Source organism: Streptomyces sp. NPDC006335 (assembly GCF_040612795.1).
In the GTDB taxonomy this organism is placed as follows: Bacteria; Actinomycetota; Actinomycetes; order Streptomycetales; family Streptomycetaceae; genus Streptomyces.
In genome coordinates this window covers 111,665-128,526 of sequence record NZ_JBEXQX010000023.1, presented here as the reverse complement: position 1 = coordinate 128,526, position 16,862 = coordinate 111,665, and the positions used below count along the sequence as shown (strand labels likewise).

The 16,862-nt window shown below is 70.1% G+C and carries 18 protein-coding genes and 1 pseudogene; 10 read left to right on the top strand and 9 right to left on the bottom strand.

The genetic code is table 11. From position 1 onward, the window contains the following. Positions 1 to 714 (top strand): annotated as a pseudogene (locus ABZ098_RS39860) (glycosyltransferase family 2 protein); the annotation flags it as partial. Positions 715 to 873: 159 nt separating this feature from the next. Here ABZ098_RS39860 and ABZ098_RS39855 read toward each other — a convergent pair. Continuing rightward, the gene (locus ABZ098_RS39855; protein WP_356599013.1) at positions 874 to 1,392 is read right to left on the bottom strand and encodes a cupin domain-containing protein; all 519 of its coding nucleotides are present in this window, start codon (positions 1,390 to 1,392) and stop codon (positions 874 to 876) included. 295 nt (positions 1,393 to 1,687) lie between these two features. Between ABZ098_RS39855 and ABZ098_RS39850 the strand changes: the two genes are divergently transcribed. Together ABZ098_RS39850 and ABZ098_RS39845 are read left to right on the top strand one after the other, a co-directional pair. Then, a complete protein-coding gene (locus ABZ098_RS39850; RefSeq protein WP_356598999.1) occupies positions 1,688 to 2,305 on the top strand; it encodes a dihydrofolate reductase family protein in 618 nt (205 codons plus the stop codon). A gap of 4 nt (positions 2,306 to 2,309) precedes the next feature. Further along, on the top strand, positions 2,310 to 3,152 hold the full coding sequence (locus ABZ098_RS39845; protein WP_356598997.1) for an alpha/beta hydrolase: 843 nt from the start codon (positions 2,310 to 2,312) through the stop codon (positions 3,150 to 3,152). A gap of 274 nt (positions 3,153 to 3,426) precedes the next feature. On the opposite strand, the gene ABZ098_RS39840 is transcribed toward ABZ098_RS39845, so the two are convergent. Together ABZ098_RS39840 and ABZ098_RS39835 are read right to left on the bottom strand one after the other, a co-directional pair. Next, positions 3,427 to 3,807 carry a VOC family protein gene (locus tag ABZ098_RS39840; protein ID WP_356598995.1) on the bottom strand — a complete coding sequence of 127 codons (381 nt, stop codon included), beginning with the start codon at positions 3,805 to 3,807 and terminating at the stop codon, positions 3,427 to 3,429. A 78-nt stretch (positions 3,808 to 3,885) separates the two neighbouring features. Next, positions 3,886 to 4,704, bottom strand: coding sequence for an SAM-dependent methyltransferase (locus ABZ098_RS39835; protein ID WP_356598993.1), 819 nt, complete (start codon positions 4,702 to 4,704; stop codon positions 3,886 to 3,888). Between the two features lie 658 nt (positions 4,705 to 5,362). Between ABZ098_RS39835 and ABZ098_RS39830 the strand changes: the two genes are divergently transcribed. Continuing rightward, positions 5,363 to 5,518: a DUF6131 family protein gene (locus ABZ098_RS39830; RefSeq protein WP_086724005.1), complete on the top strand. Its 156-nt coding sequence runs from the start codon at positions 5,363 to 5,365 to the stop codon at positions 5,516 to 5,518. A gap of 459 nt (positions 5,519 to 5,977) precedes the next feature. Here the strand turns inward: ABZ098_RS39830 and ABZ098_RS39825 are convergent, their stop codons facing one another. Continuing rightward, positions 5,978 to 6,994: a DUF5937 family protein gene (locus ABZ098_RS39825; RefSeq protein ID WP_356598991.1), complete on the bottom strand. Its 1,017-nt coding sequence runs from the start codon at positions 6,992 to 6,994 to the stop codon at positions 5,978 to 5,980. Positions 6,995 to 7,133: 139 nt separating this feature from the next. On the opposite strand from ABZ098_RS39825, the gene ABZ098_RS39820 reads away from it, so the two are divergent. After that, complete coding sequence (locus tag ABZ098_RS39820; RefSeq protein WP_356598989.1) at positions 7,134 to 7,382, top strand: hypothetical protein; 249 nt, start codon at positions 7,134 to 7,136, stop codon at positions 7,380 to 7,382. A gap of 69 nt (positions 7,383 to 7,451) precedes the next feature. Next, entirely contained in the window at positions 7,452 to 8,411 is a 960-nt protein-coding gene (locus ABZ098_RS39815; RefSeq protein WP_356598987.1) for a LysR family transcriptional regulator, read from the top strand. A 503-nt stretch (positions 8,412 to 8,914) separates the two neighbouring features. Here the strand turns inward: ABZ098_RS39815 and ABZ098_RS39810 are convergent. The 3 genes from ABZ098_RS39810 to ABZ098_RS39800 form a co-directional block, all read right to left on the bottom strand. Further along, the gene (locus ABZ098_RS39810) at positions 8,915 to 9,118 is read right to left on the bottom strand and encodes a cold-shock protein (protein WP_053846898.1); all 204 of its coding nucleotides are present in this window, start codon (positions 9,116 to 9,118) and stop codon (positions 8,915 to 8,917) included. A 217-nt stretch (positions 9,119 to 9,335) separates the two neighbouring features. After that, positions 9,336 to 9,689 (bottom strand): VOC family protein, encoded by a 354-nt coding sequence (locus tag ABZ098_RS39805; protein WP_356598985.1) that lies wholly within the window; start codon positions 9,687 to 9,689, stop codon positions 9,336 to 9,338. Continuing rightward, positions 9,686 to 10,867, bottom strand: coding sequence for a Glu/Leu/Phe/Val dehydrogenase dimerization domain-containing protein (locus tag ABZ098_RS39800; RefSeq protein WP_356598983.1), 1,182 nt, complete (start codon positions 10,865 to 10,867; stop codon positions 9,686 to 9,688). The genes ABZ098_RS39805 and ABZ098_RS39800 overlap by 4 nt, the downstream gene beginning before the upstream one ends. A gap of 78 nt (positions 10,868 to 10,945) precedes the next feature. Between ABZ098_RS39800 and ABZ098_RS39795 the strand changes: the two genes are divergently transcribed. The 3 genes from ABZ098_RS39795 to ABZ098_RS39785 all read left to right on the top strand — a co-directional run bounded on the left by ABZ098_RS39795 (position 10,946) and on the right by ABZ098_RS39785 (position 12,855). Then, positions 10,946 to 11,404, top strand: coding sequence for an Lrp/AsnC family transcriptional regulator (locus ABZ098_RS39795; RefSeq protein ID WP_356598981.1), 459 nt, complete (start codon positions 10,946 to 10,948; stop codon positions 11,402 to 11,404). Between the two features lie 228 nt (positions 11,405 to 11,632). Next, the gene (locus ABZ098_RS39790) at positions 11,633 to 11,929 is read left to right on the top strand and encodes an STAS domain-containing protein (protein ID WP_356598979.1); all 297 of its coding nucleotides are present in this window, start codon (positions 11,633 to 11,635) and stop codon (positions 11,927 to 11,929) included. Beyond that, positions 11,929 to 12,855 carry an anti-sigma factor RsbA family regulatory protein gene (locus ABZ098_RS39785; RefSeq protein ID WP_356599011.1) on the top strand — a complete coding sequence of 309 codons (927 nt, stop codon included), beginning with the start codon at positions 11,929 to 11,931 and terminating at the stop codon, positions 12,853 to 12,855. The genes ABZ098_RS39790 and ABZ098_RS39785 overlap by 1 nt, the downstream gene beginning before the upstream one ends. A 179-nt stretch (positions 12,856 to 13,034) precedes the next feature. Here the strand turns inward: ABZ098_RS39785 and ABZ098_RS39780 are convergent, their stop codons facing one another. Next, positions 13,035 to 13,862 carry a MarR family transcriptional regulator gene (locus tag ABZ098_RS39780; RefSeq protein ID WP_356598977.1) on the bottom strand — a complete coding sequence of 276 codons (828 nt, stop codon included), beginning with the start codon at positions 13,860 to 13,862 and terminating at the stop codon, positions 13,035 to 13,037. Positions 13,863 to 14,266: 404 nt separating this feature from the next. Between ABZ098_RS39780 and ABZ098_RS39775 the strand changes: the two genes are divergently transcribed. Next, complete coding sequence (locus ABZ098_RS39775) at positions 14,267 to 15,373, top strand: peptidoglycan bridge formation glycyltransferase FemA/FemB family protein (RefSeq protein WP_356599009.1); 1,107 nt, start codon at positions 14,267 to 14,269, stop codon at positions 15,371 to 15,373. Between the two features lie 59 nt (positions 15,374 to 15,432). Here ABZ098_RS39775 and murF read toward each other — a convergent pair whose 3' ends face one another. Next, complete coding sequence (gene murF / locus ABZ098_RS39770) at positions 15,433 to 16,788, bottom strand: UDP-N-acetylmuramoyl-tripeptide--D-alanyl-D-alanine ligase (RefSeq protein ID WP_356598975.1); 1,356 nt, start codon at positions 16,786 to 16,788, stop codon at positions 15,433 to 15,435. Positions 16,789 to 16,862: the final 74 nt, after the last annotated feature.

Here is a 16,862-nt window from a genome sequence, read left to right as displayed (position 1 = left end):
TGGCGCGACGGGCAACTGCGCATCACCACCACCTTCGCCATGCGCCGCGCCGACGGTGAGCCCCTGGCCCTGGTCGAACGCTACGGCCGGATGCTCCTGGATCCCGACCTGCTGGCCGGTATCAAGGGCGCCGAGGGCTGGGAGGCCCCGCACCCGCTGGGCCACGCCTACGGCGAGCTCCTGGTCCATGACATGGGGCGGGATCTGTGGTGGTATCCCGACGCCGACCTGACCCCGCGCACACAGCCGCTCGGCGGCGGCCGCCACCGCGTGGTCCTCACCGGCGAAACCCCCATCGATCCCCTCACCCTGGCCGGCGGCCGGCCCATGGAACCCGGCACCCACATCGTGTGGGCCAGCGCCCAACTCCTCGGCGTGGGCCGCAGAGCCCGCGTGACACGCGGCGACGACACAACCCGCGGCGCAGCTCCGGACCTCGGTCTCGGCGCGGGCCTCGGTGTCGGCTTCGGCTCGGTCAAAGTCGGCAATCCGCCCCACCTCGTGGTACCGGCGTGGGGCGGCTCGGCCGGCCAACTCCGCCTCTCCGTACGCCCGCCGGGCCAGGCCACCCTCCCGCACCGCCTCTACCTGCGCACCACATCGGCCCCACCCCTCCGCCGGGCGGCCCGCACGGTCCTCCACCGCCTCCCCGCGGACGTACGCGGCCGAGCGAAGAAGCTGGCGCGCAAGGCTGATCCTTGGAGCGGCGGCTGACGAGAGGCAGAGGGCAGAGGAGGACAGCCCCCTCCGGCGCCCGCTGCTACTCGGCTGGCCCGGGGACGGTGCCCAACGGATCTTGCCCCGTTGACACGAGCGCGTATGACCGCCGCTTCGAAGGAGGCGGCGGTCAGCGGCGGTCGGCAAGGCCGCGAACTACTGCTCCCCGGGCTCGAAGTCCTCCAGGAAGTAACTGTCGTGGCGGATGCGAAACTGCTTCAGCTCTTCGCCACCACGCTGCGTCATCTCCGCGACCCGCTCGAAGTACTCCTCGCGTGGAGCGCCCGGAGAGAAGAGCATGAGCATGGACATGGGCTCGTCGGTCACGTTCTTGAAGGCGTGCAGGCCACCGACCGGTACGTACAGGAAGTCTCCCACGCGGCCCGTGACCCATTTCTCGCCGTTGTACAGCTCCAGCTCGCCGGAGAGGATGTAGAAGGACTCCGACATCGCCTTGTGGAAGTGGGTCTTGGCCCCAGCGGACCGTGCACCCAGCTCCACCTTGTACAGGCCGAATTCGCCGCCGGTCGACTCGTTGGTGGCGAGGTAGTGGGTCGAGGCACTGGGTGAGGAGATGTCCGGTGGGCTGTCGGCCGGGCGGAAGGCCGCGTTCACTTCACCCCTGTTGCCGTGGTAGCGGGCTTCCGGGTAGTCGAGGCGTTCCGGGTACGACATCATGCGCTCCTTTTGGCGGGTCTCCACCGGCATGGTGCTCCCGCAACCCGAAGGGGACATCGGACCTGCGGACGATCTTGGGGCGGCCCGGACCGAGGACGGGAGGCCTAGTACTGCGGTTGCCGCGCGTCACCGCAACGGCGTGGCCATCACCGAAGCGCCGCCACGACCCCTCACCTGCCCTTCCGAAGAGCGCCGGACAGACCCCGCCCTGCGCGTCGTGATCGAGCCCGCGACCGTCACACGCTTCGTGCGCGAACGATGAGTTCGGATGCCGGATCAGGTCTGCACTGACATGACTCGAATCATCGCTGACATCTCGGTCTCGCTCGACGGCTTCGTCACCGGCCCCGACCCCGGCCCGGACAACGGACTGGGCACCGGCGGCGAGGCGCTGCACACATGGGCGTTCTCCGACGACCCCGACGACCGCCGCCTCCTGCGAGAGGGGACCGCCCGTTCGGGCGCCGTCGTCCTCGGTCGCCATCTCTTCGACGTCGTCGACGGACCGAAAGGCTGGGACGACACGTCCGGCTACGGCGCCGGCGAGGTCGGCAAGCCCGCGTTCTTCGTCGTGACGAGCTCGCCGCCGGAGTCGGTGCGGACAACCGACCTCGACTGGACGTTCGTCACCACCGGTCTGGCCGACGCCGTCACCGCCGCGCGCGAGCGGGCCGAGACGGCGTCGTCGGACAGCGGCAAGGACCTCGACGTCATCCTCATGGGCGGCGGCGCCACAGTCGGCTCGGCGCTCGACGCCGGTCTGGTCGACGTCCTGACGCTGCACCTCGCGCCCGTCGTGCTGGGTGCCGGGACACCACTGTTCACCGGCGGAGCGCGGCGCACGCTGGTACAGCGGAGCGTGATCCCGACATCCACCGCGACCCACCTGACCTACGAGGTCTCCCGGTGACCCCATGACCACAGTCCACGTCAACCAGATCGTCTTGGGCATCGAATCGTTCGGGGCCGATGACGGGCCCCTCGTCCTGCTCGCGGGCGGTCCGACGATGCTCTCCTGGCCCGACGCACTGTGCGAGCTCCTCGCCGCCGGCGGGCGCCGTGTGGTGCGCTACGACCTGCGCGCCAGCGGCGAGTCGACGACGAGGATCCCGGAGGCGCCCGCCTACACCCTGCGCGACCTGGCCGCCGACGCGGCAGCCCTTGCTGACGAGCTCGGCGGAGGGCCTGCGCACCTTGCCGGGATCGGCGTCGGCGGGATGGTCGCCCAGGTGGCCGTGCTGGACCACCCGGGCGCGTTCTCGGCGCTCACCCTGGTCGGCACCCGCGCGGTCGCCCCTGGCCCGCCCGACGGCGACCTCCCGGACCACGACCAGGCGACGATGAGCCGACTGTTCGCCCGTCCGATGCCCGACTGGACCGACCGCGAGGCGGTCGCGGAGTTCGTCGCCGCCGGCGCGGAGATCCTCGGCGACGACCCCGTCGCCGCGCGCGCAACCGCTGCACGCGTCTGGGACCGCGCCCCCGGCGCCACACCCCCGGTCCAGATGGCCAACCAGATGGGCACGGAGTTCGCCAGGCTCGACTGCACACCCCGCTGGCGCGAGCGCCTGCCCGACATCGAGGTCCCCACGCTCGTCGTGCACGGCCGCCGCAACCGCTTCTTCCCCCTCGGCAACGGCGAGGCGATCGCCCGAGAGATCCCCGGGGCACGTCTGCTCGTCCTGGAGGAGGCCGCCACCGCGATCCCCGACGCGGCGGTCGGCGAGGTCACCGAAGCGATGCTCAAGCTCGGATAGCTCGGGGCGGGTGCCGTGCGGTCCTGGCCTCCAGACATCAGTGGGCGCCGGACGAGACCGTCCAGGATGGTGCTCTTGATCCTTGGACTGGAAGCCAGCCTGGAGGTGGCGGGCAGGTCAGCTCGCGCAGGCAACTCCGCACAGAGCATCAGCCCGCCGCTGGGAGGCCACCGCAGCGTCCTGCGCCGCAACGACCAGCCGAAAACGGTCAGCGGGACGGTGGCGGTTCGCCTCACCCGGGTCTGTGGTCCAACGCGCCCCCGCCGCCGCGTCGTTACGACCAAACAGTGGCCTGCGCCTGGAAGACTTCGGGGTCGCTCTCCACGGGCAGTACACAGACCAGTTGGCCACCGGGTACTCGAAGCACATGGCACTCCTGCCACTGTGAAATCTGCTCCGCGCCCAGGCCGATCAGCCGCGCGGTCTCCGCCTCGACGTCGTCGGTCTCGATGTCCAGGTGCATACGGGGTGCGTCGTCGACGGCCTGAATGGCGGTGGTCAGTCCCGGCAGAGCCTGATGGAGAGTGGTGAACTGCGGTTCTGGCGGAAACGGTTGAGCCTCGACGCCGAGAGCCGCTGACCAGAAGTCTGCTGCCCGCGCGGCCTCGGCTTCGGGTGTGTCGATTATGACCGCGTATACACGGCTCCTGTGCACGTACAGTGACCTTCCATCAGACGTTGCGGCTCATCGCATCAACGCTTGCCGATGTCGTTCGGCCGATCCTCGCGAACCTCAGGGTTTCCGAGCGAGGGCGGCGGCGATCAGGTGTTCCCATACCGTGAGTTCCCGTTGCCCGTCCTTGGTCCAGGGGCTGTCGGTCTGGTCCGGGCGCCATAGGGAAGCGGGGACGATGCCGGGGTCCAGGATCTCCAGGCCGTCGAGGAGGGACGCGATCTCCGCGTCGGTACGCCACCGGCCGCGACCGAACGTCTGCTGGAGAACCTTCTCGGCCTCCTGCGTCTCCGGGTTGTTGCCGGACCGGAAGTGGCTGACGAAGAAGTAGCTGCCGGAAGGCACGTGCTCGCGCCAGTAGCGGACGATGCCCGCCGGGTCCTCGTCGTCGTTGACGTGGTGGAGGATGGCGCTGAACATGACGGCGACGGGACGAGTGAAGTCGATCAGGCCCAGGGTGTCGGGATGGGTGCGGACGGCTTCGGGGTCGCGTACGTCGACCGCGACGACCCGGGTCCGGTCGTCCTTCTCCAGCAGCGCACGTCCGTGGACCAGAACCTGGGGATCGATGTCGACGTAGACGACCCGGGCCTCTGGGGCGTGGCGTTGCGCGACCTGGTGGACGTTGTCGGCGGTCGGCAGGCCGCTGCCCAGGTCGACGAACTGCCGAATGCCTGTGGTCTTCACGATCTCCCCGACCGCGCGTGTCAGGGCCGCGCGGTTGGCGAAGGCGATGGCCACCGAGCCGGGCAGGTCGCGCTTGAACACGTCGCCGATCTCTCGGTCCACGGCGTAATTGTCCTTGCCGCCCAGTAGGTAGTCGTAGACACGGGCGATGCTCGGCTTGGACGGGTCGATGGTGGAGCCTTCGTACGTCATGGCCGCCATTTTCCCCGTAACGTCCCCTGCTTACCACGGTTTTGAGATCCTGACCCCACTGTCGTGCAGGCGGCTCGGTTTGCTGTCACCGGGCTGAACGGCCCAGAGGGTGGATCGACGCTCGACGCCCTTGTCGGCGATCTGCCGCTGTCCGACCACGCTGCCGTGCCGACACGCCGGCCACCAGTGCCACGGCGGCTTTGACGGCATCGCGCGAGCCGCGCACGGTCTCGCCTTCCGCCGAGGATGTCGGCGGCTCGGGCGCGCTCCGTGGGCGGCGGCGGATCGGTGGCACCGGTGATCGCGAGGCGCCGATCGCCTCGTCCGGATCATCGCCGCTGCGGCGGGTGGGCGGCCGGCGCACGGTGGTCGGGAGCGGCAAGGCCATGCGGCCCGCCGACGTGTCGGGCGTGAGCGGCGCGACGCGAAGGTCCACCGGGGAGCGTCCGTGATCCACTCGCCGCGCACCGCGGCTCGAATGCCGTCCCGGCATGACCGGGTCCCGAGACGGGGGCGGAGGCGCAGACGGGAGCGGGGTGGTCAGGAGCTCTCGCCCGATGTCCATCGGCAATTGCGTCCTCGTCGCCGAGGGTGGGGTGATGTTGCGGCTTCGGGGCATTCGGGAGGTAACACGTCAGCTCACACCAGGAGGCACGACATGATCGCGCTCGGCATCATCCTGCTTGTGGTCGGTTTCCTCACCGGCATATCGATCTTGTGGACCCTCGGCATCATCCTGGCCGTCCTGGGAGCCGTTTTCTGGGTCATGGGATCCATGGGGCACGCGGTCGCCGGCCGACGCCACTACTGGTGACCGCGTCTGACCTCGAACGGCGTCTGACTCGAGGCCTGTCCCTTGAAGGAAGGGCCGTCTCAGCCGCACAGTCTCGGCGGCTGGGCCTGCCGAGGGAGAATCTTTTGATGCCCGGGCCGGTGGTCCGGGCATCAAGGGTTGGTGCAGGGCGGCCCACGCGCACGCAGTCCCGGTGGCGCGGCTGTCACGGCCGACGTCGACGTGATCGTCGTACAGCAGTCAATCCTTTGATGAAGCAGCCGCAGTAAACCCGCGAACCCGTCGGCCAAGGCCACCGCGCGCCCCGCGGACAGCGCCGTGGCCACTGGTACGCCGGGAATGGCGCCGCCGTGTTGCTGCGCGAGCCAAAGCAGCAGGGCAGAGGCTGGCAGATCACCGCGACCGTACCTACCCGACGGGAAAGCGGTCCGCTGCCCCCCCCACCGCCTCCCGTCGTTCAGCCGAGTACCAACAACGCCATCAGCGCGGCCTTGACGGCACGCCCCGAAACGTCGTTCCGGTGCCGGCCAGCAGGTTGAGGGCCAGTGACGTCGCCGTGTGCTCGACGTGCTTCCCGTCTCGCCTGCTGACGATGAGTCCTGCCCCGCGCAGGACGCCTATCTGATAGCTCGCGCTGGCCGGTGCGAGCTCGAGGGCCCGCGCCACCTCGGTGGTGGTACGCGTGGGATGTCCTGCCACGTCGACGAGGACCGCGCTCCTGGTCCGGCCGAGAAGTCGGTCCAGCCGTTCCTCACCTGCTCGGGCGATGTCGAGCGGCTGTTTCCTGACGGGGTAGACGAGGACCGGATCGAGAGCGGGATCAGCGAGGGCCGTGGGTCTGAGCCAGCAGAAGTACGACGGTACGAGCGTCAGCCCACGTCCCTCCAGCCGCAGCTCCCGGTCGACGGGATAGTCGACGTCCAGATACGGCGGGTTCCAGCGGGCGAAGGGGTGCAGGCCCTCCAGAAGGGCGGCGGTACCGCCGTCCAGGACGGCACGTGTGCGGACCGACACGTCGTCACCCACGGCCGACCGGACGTGCCGCCAGTAGGGTTCCAGAAATGCCCGGAACGAGGCCTGTAGGGCGTCGGACATCAGCTTGAGTGAGGAGACGGCGGGTTCATGTGGGCCGCGTATCCAGCTCGGTACCGGCCGGGTGCGGGCGAACCGGGTCAGCTCCGCGGCTAATCGGTCACGGGGCGTCGCCCGCAACTGTTCGAGCCCCGCTTCCAGGCACCCGCCTGCGACCGGTGGCGTCAGAAAGTCCGGTATGTAGCCGGAGGCCGGGATGATGGTGCGCAGGGTGCCCAGGGCATGCGCGGCCCTACGGTCTCGTGACAGCCGCTGGACCGTCTCGCGACGCCAGTGCCCGAACTCGACGAGCCCCTGACGTGTCTGGAGGCGGCAGACGGCGCACATCAACTCCCACAGGGGATCGGGCTGCTGAGCGATCCGGACGTTCTCGAGATCCCGCCAGCCGAAATGGATCCGAAGCAAGTGACTCCTCAAGAAGTGCGGCGTGGACGGTCGATACGGAGAAGGGCTGGCCGAGGGGGCGGGCCGGTCACGCGTGAACCGCCCGGTGCGGTGAAGCCCAGGATGAGTACGGCGGGCTGAACGGCGCACGGTACGCGGCATGTTCGACGCCGGGGCCGAGGTGGCCTACCGATGGCGGGGATCACCGCACCGGACGATGTCGGTGTCGTACTGGCCTGCGGTCACCGCGCTCGACGAAGGTACGGTCGAGACCGCGACCGCCCTCGCCCTCGTGCACCGCCGCATCCGTTTTCCCCCACCGGTCCGAGATTCGCAGGCGGGCAGACAGCCCTCCGGCCGTCACCCGGCCCGTCCTGATCCTTCGGCCAAGTCGCCCCATAGATCCTGATGCAGGAGGACTCGCGGCAAAAGCCGAACGGTCGAAGAGGATGACCGTCGCGTCGATAACCTTTCGTTTATGAGCACCGGCGGCGGATCCAGTGGTAAGCGCGAGCCGAGTCTCCACCAACTCCGACTCTTTCTCGTCCTGGCCCAGGAACTGCACTTCGGACGCGCGGCCGCACGGGTCTACGTCACTCAGCCCGCCTTCAGCCAGCAGATCAGGTCCCTGGAACAGCGCCTCGGTGTCGTACTCGTCGAGCGCGGCGGCCGGAACGTACGACTCACCGCGGTCGGCCAGTCCATCGCCGAGGAGGCCAGGGCTGTGGTCGACGCCATGACCCGACTTCGACAGGCGGCCGACCGTCATGCCGGCCCGGCGCGTGGGCTCCTGAGGATCGGCAGCCTCGGCGCCGAGGCCGCCATGCCGTATGCCCAGGCCATCCTCGCCGACCTCCGGGGCCGGCATCCCGACCTGGAGATCGAGGTCCGCAACCTGACCTTCGTCGACATGTTCAGCACCCTGCTCAGCGGGGAGGTTGACGCCGCCTTCCTCCGCGGCCCGCTGCCCGGCGGTATGCAGTCCCTGCACCTGGCGTCCGAGACGCGAGTGGTCTGTCTGGCCGACGACGACCCGCTCGCCGACCGTGAGACTCTGACACTCGGTCACCTCGCCGACCGCACGGTCGTCGACATGCCGCCGGAGGTGCCCCGTGCATGGTGGAACCACCTGACGGTCAACCCCCGCCCCGACGGCACCAGGGTCCGTTTCGGCCCTGTCGTCCGGGACACCGAGGCCATGGTCCTTGCCGTCACCCAGGGGCGCGCCATCACCTTCCTGCCCGCCGCGGCCCGCCGCCTGTACCCGCGCGTCGGCCTCACCTACGTCGACTGCCCGGAGCTGGGCCTCTCGACGGCCGAACTCGCCTGGCTTCCCCACAATCGAGACGAACCGGCCGTCTCCGCCTTGCGCGAGGCAGCCCGCCGAACAGTCCGACAGCCCGACGTTCCGGTTCCCGACTCCGCGTCCGACGTGTGACGGGGGAGGGGCGTCCGGGACGGCGCGTCACTGTCGACTCAGCCGCAGAAGCCGCAGAAGCCGCAGAAGACGCGAACGACGTCGGCCGAACGGCCGCACCCTCGGCCACCGCCCGACAGGCCCGTACGCCCGCGGTCACGCTCGGCGCGTGATGCAACGGTGGAAAGGCCACGTAAGCGGTCACTTGGGCGCCACCGCGGTCAACGCCGTCTGCTTCGCGGCTGTTTGGGGCGTCCTGTGGCGGTGGGGAGGGCTACGCGTGAGTGGGGCCGCCGTGCCGGGGTGACCGCGGCGCTGGTGGTTGGCTCTGCCGATGCTCGCCGTAGGCTGCTCGTACGCCGTGGCAGGCCTTGAGGGCCGTATGACCGTACTGGTGGCTTGGACCCTGGCAGGCGTGCCGATCAGGCGGAGGCGCTGGACTTACAGCCGGCTTGTGAGAGGACCGCGTACGGCAAGGCCGACGGACCGGAGCCCGGTGCGTCGGCCTTGCCGCAGTGCTGCGATCAGACGGGGCGGATGTTCTCCGCCTGCGGGCCCTTCTGGCCCTGGGTGACGTCGAACTCGACCGTCTGGCCCTCATGCAGCTCGCGGAAACCCTGGGCGGCGATGTTCGAGTAGTGGGCGAAGACGTCGGGGCCGCCACCCTCCTGCTCGATGAAGCCGAAGCCCTTTTCGCTGTTGAACCACTTGACAGTGCCCTTGGCCATGGCCGTCTCCTTTGAGGGAAGCCGGACCCGCACCCTGCGCGCCCGGAGGTGATCGCCCTGGTCCGGAGAGGCGCTGACACGCAAGAACGCCCGTGATGGCGATCACGGGCGAACGGGACTTCGGAACCACGACTGCTGATCACGACGCTACACCCGGTAGGCGGCAGCCGCTACCGAAACCACGCCCGGCTCTCACCCGACTTGCCGTGTTGCCGGGTCAGTAGTACTGGACCAGGCAGAACTCGTGGTCCTCGGGATCGGCCATCACGACGACCACACCTTCGTCGTAGTCGTGCCGTTCGCCGGTGAACCGGCCGCCGAGAGCGATGACCTGGGCGATGCCCCGGTCGATGTCGTCCACGCCCACGTCGAGGTGGAGGCGTACCTTGTCACGCGTAGGCCCGGTCACCGGCTGGAAGTTGAGGCGGGGTTGCGGGTCGCCGGGGCGGCCGAGGTAGACCCAGCCGGGGCGCGCCGGCATGGTCGGGCGATCCAGCAGCGCGCTCCAGAAACCGGCGACGCGTTCCACGTCGACGCAGTCGATGGTGACTCCGATCCAGCGATTCGTCATGTCGTCAGTTCTCCTGTGTCGTCGGGCGATACGTCGGCGGCTCGGGCTCCGCCGGCCCGGCAGCGGATGAGGCCAGCGGCAGCGCCGCGCTGTGAGCCGGGTGCGCGGCTCCCCGGCGAAACACGTTGCCGGGCGAGTTCCGCGGCCGCGTCGGCCGGGGTGGTCCGGTGGGTCCGGGCCATGTGAAAGACCTGTCGGAGCGTGGCAGCGATGCCGCAGAGGCGTTCCGTGAGCTGTTCCTCGGATTCCCCGCGCACCTCGACACCCGTGGCGTGGATGACCCCTCCCGCACTCACGACCACATCCGGTGCCCAGAGGATGCCACGTGCCGCGAGGAGGCGGGCGGTGGCCGGTTCGTCGAGCTGGTTGTTGGCCGGGCCGGCCACAGCGGCACACCGCAGCAGCGGCACGGTGCGCGCGGTCAGGAGGCCACCGAGCGCGGCCGGTACGAGGATGTCGACCTCCGTCTCGAGGGCGTGGTCCGGATCCACCCAGGTGGCCCCCACCTCCTCGGCCAGGCGCCGGGTGGCGGGGTTGATGTCCGTGACCACGAGCCGCGCCCCGGCACGCCCCAGCAGCCGTGCCACGTGGGCCCCGACCGCACCGAGGCCGATCACCCCGAAGGTCCGGCCGGCCGGATCCGGTGAGCCGAAGACCTCCTCGGCCACCGCGCCCAGCGCCGCGAGGGTCCCGCGGGCGGTGTGGAGGGAGGAATCGCCGCTTCCGCCGTCCTCGACGGGCCGGCAGCAGACATGCCGGGTGCGTTCGCCGATCACGGACATGTCGACCGGTCCGCTTCCCACGTCCGGGCCCGCGATGTAGCGGCCGCCGAGCAGTTCGATCGCGTCGCCGAGATCGTGGAGCAACGCCGTGCGCTCCGCGCCGGTCGGGCGGGATGCCGTGGGGAGGGCGACGACCGCCTTCGCGCCACCGTGGTCCAGTCCCGCCAGCGCATTCTTCTCGGTCATCGCCGCCGCCAACCGCAGGGCGTCCGCGATCGCGGCGGCGGGGGCTGGGTAGTGAGCGATCCGGCACCCGCCGGCGGCCGGACCGAGCGCGGTCGAGTGGACGGCGATCGTGATCGCGAGGCCACTGCGGCGGCCGCGCACGACCTGCACCAGCTCGTGCGAAGGTTCCGGGACGGGGAGGGCCATGGCTTCCACAAGTGCGGCTGTCATGGCGTGAAGCTAGCCGTTCTGACGGGTCTGCTGGCCCTGTGCCGAATAGAATTCGGTACAGGGCGTCATAATCGCCGCATGGACGAACTTGATTCGGCGATCATCCAACATCTGCAGCGCGATGCGCGGCAGACCAACCGCGACCTCGCCCGCACCCTCGGTATCGCCCCGTCGACGTGCCTGGAACGCATTCGCGCCCTGCGCGCCCGCGGAGTCATCACCGGCTACCACGCCGCTGTCGACCCGGCCGCTCTCAACCGCCACGTCCAGGCGCTCATCCACTTCCAGATCCGCCCCCTCAGCCGCGCGGTCATCGAGGCGTTCAAGACGTATGCGGCCGGCCTGCCAGAGGTCAGCACGGTCTATGTCGTCACCGGTGGCGACGACATGATCGTCCACGTCTCCGCCCCCAGCGTCGACCACCTCCACGGCTTCCTCATGGACAAGTTCACCGCGCGCCGTGAGGTCGTCGGATTCCGCACCTCGGTGATCTACCAGCACACGCACAATCAGGTGCTCGAACCCCTCACACCATGACCTGCCACGACTGGAGGTGGAGCAGCTGTGCAGCCGCTCCTCGCGCCCCTCCGCGGCCGTGGCGAACGCCACCTGACGTTGCCCCTTCCATGCTGTCGCCGCCTACACTCCACCCCGTAGGAGATACTGGGCGGCAAGACGTGGGCAATCAGGGGTGACGGCGTGGACAGTTCAAGAAGGGCGGACACGTCGTCGGCGTCGCCGGGCCCGCCCACGGGTGCCCTGCGCGTGCTGCCGCTGACGGACCGGCCGGGCTGGCAGGCGGCCGGCGAGGTGAGTCTGCTCACCCGCCCGGCCTGGGAACAGACGCTGTCCCGCCTTGCTCGGAGCGACGAAGAGACGTGCCACTTGGAACTTTCCGCGGTCACCTTCGTCGACGTCGCCGGCGTCTCCGCCTTGGCGATGACCGCCCAGGGCCTCCCGCAGGGGCGACGCATCGTGCTTGAAGAGCCGCCTGCCACTCTGCGGCGTGTTCTGGACTTGTTCTGGCCGGACCTGCTCACTGTCGAGGTGATGGGGCGATGATGAAACCCAGCACCGAACCGTTCGTTCACCCCGCCCTGTTCTACCGAGGTGAGGACGAGTACCTGCGCGGCACGGTGCCTTTCATCCGCGACGGCCTGAAGGCCGGGGAGCCGGTGGCGGTGGCCGTACCCGGGCCGAACCTCGCCATCATCAAGGCGGCCCTGGGCGAGGACGTGGCCCGCGTCAAGCTCCTCGACATGACCGAGGCGGGGCGCAACCCCGGACGGATCATCCCCAGGGTGCTGCGCGCCTTCGCGGACAGCTATCGTCAGACCCGGGTGCGGATCATCGGTGAGCCGATCTGGGCCGGCCGAAGCACCGTGGAGTACCCGGCCTGCGCCCAGCACGAGGCCCTGATCAACCCGGCGTTCGAAGGGCGGGAAGTCACCATCCTGTGCCCCTACGACGCCGACAGCCTCGATGAACAGGCACTCACCGACGCGCACGCGACCCATCCCGTGATCATCTCCGGAGGGGCGGAGCGGCCCAGCGCCGCCTACGCCCCCGATCATGTGGTCGCACGCTACAACCAGCCCCTGGAGCAGCCGGTGGCTGCCGAGGAACTGGTCTTCCAGGCCGGCGAGTTGCCGAGAGCCCGGCGTTTCGCGGTCGAACAGGCCGCGCGGTTCGATCTTTCCGGTGTCCGTCTGGAGGACGTCGCCCTGATCGTGGCCGAGCTGACCACCAACAGCGTTGTGCACGGCGGGGGTTCGGGCACGCTGCGGGTGTGGGCCGAGGACAGTCATGTGGTGTGCGAGGTACGCGACCCCGGGCACCTGAACGATCCGCTCGCCGGACGGCGCCCACCCGAACGGGACACGCTCGGCGGGCGTGGTCTGCTGCTGGTGCACACCCTCGCCGACCTCGTACGCATCCACACCAGCCCTGAGGGAACGGCAGTGCGCTGCTACATCAGTCGTCACTGATTCCTTCGCACGGGCGCCGGGCCGGCCGTCATCAAGGCAAGGGCGGCCGCCACGGTCACACCTTTGCTCCAGCGGCACCCGGCTGTCCTTGCGTGAGGCGGCTTGGCCGTGCAACGGAGCTTCTCCAGGCGACGAGCCTCCTGCCCGTGGGCGCCAAGGGGAGCGGCAGCCGCCATGCCTCACTGCGACCCCGCCGCCACCAGCCTCGCGGTGATGGGTTCGAGTTCGGCGACCAGCTCGTCGAGCTCGGCGGGGGACAGGGCGTCGTACGGCGGGGCGGCGAGTTCGTCGGTCAGGGCCTCGACGCGCTGCTTGGTCTCGCGGCCGGCGTCGGTGAACCGACCCTCGGCGTCGACGAGCCCCCGCTCGCGCAGGCCGTCCATGATCGCCGCCAGCCGCTCCTTCGGCAGGTGATGGATGCGCCCGAACGACTCCGGCGGGTGAATGCCCATCTCCAGCGCGGAGAGCACGTGGGCCTCCGTACCGCCGATGCGCGCGCCCACGAGAGCGGCGACATGCCCGTCACCGCGGTGCTCGCGCAGCATGGTCGCCGAATGCCACAGCCGCGCGACCGGGTCGCTCGGCACCGGAAGGGTGCGCATTCCGGCGTACATCACCCGGCCTTCCATGGGAGCGCTGGTCGCGGCTTTGGTGGTCAGGTCCGCGGCGCGCGCCAGTCCCGGGGAGTCGGCCGGCTCGTCGCCGAGGATCCGCCGTAAGGAGGCCACGCTGCCCCGTTCCCGCGCGGCGACGGACTCCTCGGGCGGAATCTTCTCCCAGGCGCTCGGGATGTGCCGGGCGGCCTCCCCGTCGGCGAAGTTGTAGAAGGCCGCGTGCACGACCTCCGCCGGCACCCGCCCCAGTGGCGCGGCGCGGCTGGCGAAGTAGCCGTCCCAGTAGGTGCGGTGGCCGAGTGCGGCCAGCTCCTCGTTGCACTCGTCGGCCAAGTACGTGACCAGGCAGATCGGTTCCAGGAGTTCGAACATGCGGCGTGCGATGTGAGTCATGACGTCCATCATGCCCGCGGGCCTGACCGTGGGCCGGTACGTCGCTGGAGTTGGACCGTGAGCCTCGTTCCGGACAGCCGGGAAGCCGCGGTGATCGCTCTGCGACGGACTCGACGGCCCGGCGCACAACGCCCCAGCCCCACCCCGGCGTTCACTCGACCACGCCGCCCCCTCGACGCTACGCATGGACGCATATCGTCGCCGTATCGAAAACCGCATACGGGCCGGCAACACGACACCGTCTGCAATGGCGGGATGTCCTACAGCGAATCAGCGTGTACAGCAGCCCGGCCCCGGTGTCGTCCCAGGTGCGTCGGCGCGCCGTCCGGGAACGTCGATGTGAGGATGGCGGGCCGGTGAGTCGGAGCACGCCTCACCGAGGGGCCGGGGCCGCGGGCGGGAGCCTGACCGTCGTGCCGATCAGCGCCGCCGAGCACTTGGCGTTCGTGCGCAGACAGCGGTCGGTCAGCTTCCTTCAGACCCCCGCGTGGGCCCACGTCAAGACTGAATGGCGCGGCGAGTCCCTCGGTTGGTACGACGGCCGGCGACTGGTCGGCGCCGGACTCGCCTTGCACCGCCCGGTGCCGCGGCTCGAGCGCTTCACGCTCGCCTACCTGCCCGAGGGCCCGGTCATCGACTGGACCGGTGAGATCAACGCGTGGCTCGACCCGCTGGCGGACCGTCTCAAGGCGCACGGCGCGTTCGCGATCCGGCTCGGCCCGCCGGTGCGCACGGCCACCTGGAGCGCCGCTCAGGTCAAGGAGGGCATCACGGACCCGGGCGTCAAGCGGCTCACCGACATGTCCGGGCAGCGGGACGACCTGGTCGGTGCCCGCGTGACCGCCCAACTCAGGGACGCCGGCTGGCTGCCGCAGAGCCCGGAGAACGGATTCGGGGTCGGGCATCCGCAGTTCAAGTACGAGATCCCGCTGGCCGGCAAGACCGAGGACGACGTGCTCAGGGGCATGAACCAGCTCTGGCGCCGCAACATCAAGAAGGCGGCCAAGGAGGGAGTCGAGGTCGCGGTCGGCGACGACCTGAAGGTCTTCCACGACCTCTACGTCCACACCGCCGAACGCGACCGTTTCACACCCCGGCCGCTGGGCTACTTCGAGACCATGTTCGCGGCGCTGAGGGCGGAGGACCCCGAGCGGATCAGGCTCTACCTGGCCCGTCATCGGGGCGATGTGGTCGCCGCCACCATCCTGGTCCGGGTCGGTGCCCACGCGTGGTACTCCTACGGCGCCTCCTCGACCCGGAAGCGTGAGGTGCGCGGCTCCAACGCCTGCCAGTGGGCGATGATCCGGGACTCGCTGGCCGCGGGCTGCGACGTCTATGATCTGCGCGGCATCACGCCCACCCTCGACCCCGACGAGCCGCACGTCGGCTTGATCCAGTTCAAGGTCGGCACCGGTGGTCAGGCAGTGAGGTACGTCGGCGAATGGGACCTGCCTCTGCGGCCGTTGGTCTACCGTGCCTTCGACCTGTACATCAAGCGTCGTGGGCGCTGAGGTGGGTTCGACTGGTGTACAGCACGGTGGGGCGGCCCCGACCGGCTCGCCCAGGCGGACTAGGCGAGCGCGGCGGCCACCTGGTCGAGGCGTGCCCCTCGGGATGCCTTGACGAGCACCACGTCGTCGGCGGTCAGGTGGGTGCGCAGCCACTCGATGGCCGCGCTGTTGTCGGTCAACGCCACCGCCGATGCCACCGCCCGCCGTCCCGCCCCGTCCGCGATCGGCAGGGCGGCCTTGCCGACCGCGACCACGATGTCGGCCCGGGAGGCGGCGTACGTGCCGACGGCGTGGTGCTCGGCCGCGCTGTCCTCGCCGAGCTCGAGCATCTCGCCGAGCACGGCGATGCGGCGCCCGCCCTCGATCGCGGCCAGGGCGTCCAGGGCCGCGCGGGTCGAGTCGGGGTTGGCGTTGTAGGAGTCGTTGAGGAGCGTGGCCCCTCCGGCGAGCTCGCGCAACTCCAGGCGCCACCTCGACAGTGAGGTGTTGGCCAGCCTCGCTGCGGCGATGTCCAGGGGTATGTCGGCGACCAGGCTCGCGGCCACGGCGGCCGATGCGTTGAGCGCCTGGTGGGCGCCCACGTGCGGTAGTGCGACGGGGGCCGAGGCGTGGGCGGCCCGCAAGGTGAAGGACGGCCGGCCGAGGCGGTCCAGCGTCAGGCGGAGCGCCCGGACATCGGCGTGCTCCGCCCGGCCGAAGGTCAGTACCGGGCCGTCGGTGAGCGAGCGCATCGCCACCACCCGGGGATCATCGGCGTTGAGAACGGCGGTGCCACCGGGTGCGAGCCCCTGCACGAGTTCACTCTTGGCTCTGGCGATGGCAGCGCGCGACCCGAACTCACCCAGGTGGGCCTGGCCGACGTTGAGGACGACCGCGATGTCGGGCGCGACCAGGCCGGTGAGTTCGGCGATGTCGCCCTCATGACGAGCTCCCATTTCGAGGACGAGGAACCGGGTGCTCGCGTCGGCGCGCAGCATGGTGAGTGGCACACCGAGTTCGTTGTTGAACGAGCCGAAGGTGGCGATCGTCGGCCCCGTGCCCGACAGCACGGCCGCCAGCAGGTCCTTGGTACTGGTCTTCCCCTGCGAGCCGGTCACCCCGAAGACGGTCAGCCCCTCGCGCAGTCGGCCCACGACGTGGGCGGCGAGCGCCTGCAACGCGGCCTGCGCGTCCTCGACCAGCACCGTGGGCAACGGCGTGGGCCGGGAACCGAGCACGGCAACGGCACCGGCCCGGCCCGCCTGCTCGGCGTAGTCGTGGCCGTCGACGTGCTCGCCGGCGAACGCGACGAAGAGGCCGCCCGGTTCGGCACGCCGGCTGTCGAGCACGGCGGGTGCGGTCACCGTCACCGAACCGTCGCCCGTGAACGTGCCGCCGACAACCGAGGCGATCTCACCGACGCTGAACGGGATCATGCGCAGGCCTTTCGGGTCCGGGAGAACGGGTGCGGGAAAAGCGGAATCATCGGGGCGATCAACATGGCCATGTG

Bases quoted from the DNA above. Each gene is read 5' to 3' on its own strand.
- ABZ098_RS39805 (WP_356598985.1), bottom strand. From the start codon at position 9,689: ATGACGAATCGCTGGATCGGAGTCACCATCGACTGCGTCGACGTGGAA.
- ABZ098_RS39785 (WP_356599011.1), top strand. From the start codon at position 11,929: ATGAAACCCAGCACCGAACCGTTCGTTCACCCCGCCCTGTTCTACCGA.
- ABZ098_RS39830 (WP_086724005.1), top strand. From the start codon at position 5,363: ATGATCGCGCTCGGCATCATCCTGCTTGTGGTCGGTTTCCTCACCGGC.
- ABZ098_RS39835 (WP_356598993.1), bottom strand. From the start codon at position 4,704: ATGACGTACGAAGGCTCCACCATCGACCCGTCCAAGCCGAGCATCGCC.
- ABZ098_RS39800 (WP_356598983.1), bottom strand. From the start codon at position 10,867: ATGACAGCCGCACTTGTGGAAGCCATGGCCCTCCCCGTCCCGGAACCT.
- ABZ098_RS39810 (WP_053846898.1), bottom strand. From the start codon at position 9,118: ATGGCCAAGGGCACTGTCAAGTGGTTCAACAGCGAAAAGGGCTTCGGC.
- ABZ098_RS39845 (WP_356598997.1), top strand. From the start codon at position 2,310: ATGACCACAGTCCACGTCAACCAGATCGTCTTGGGCATCGAATCGTTC.
- murF (WP_356598975.1), bottom strand. From the start codon at position 16,788: ATGATCCCGTTCAGCGTCGGTGAGATCGCCTCGGTTGTCGGCGGCACG.
- ABZ098_RS39820 (WP_356598989.1), top strand. From the start codon at position 7,134: ATGTTCGACGCCGGGGCCGAGGTGGCCTACCGATGGCGGGGATCACCG.
- ABZ098_RS39855 (WP_356599013.1), bottom strand. From the start codon at position 1,392: ATGTCGTACCCGGAACGCCTCGACTACCCGGAAGCCCGCTACCACGGC.
- ABZ098_RS39850 (WP_356598999.1), top strand. From the start codon at position 1,688: ATGACTCGAATCATCGCTGACATCTCGGTCTCGCTCGACGGCTTCGTC.
- ABZ098_RS39815 (WP_356598987.1), top strand. From the start codon at position 7,452: ATGAGCACCGGCGGCGGATCCAGTGGTAAGCGCGAGCCGAGTCTCCAC.
- ABZ098_RS39780 (WP_356598977.1), bottom strand. From the start codon at position 13,862: ATGACTCACATCGCACGCCGCATGTTCGAACTCCTGGAACCGATCTGC.
- ABZ098_RS39795 (WP_356598981.1), top strand. From the start codon at position 10,946: ATGGACGAACTTGATTCGGCGATCATCCAACATCTGCAGCGCGATGCG.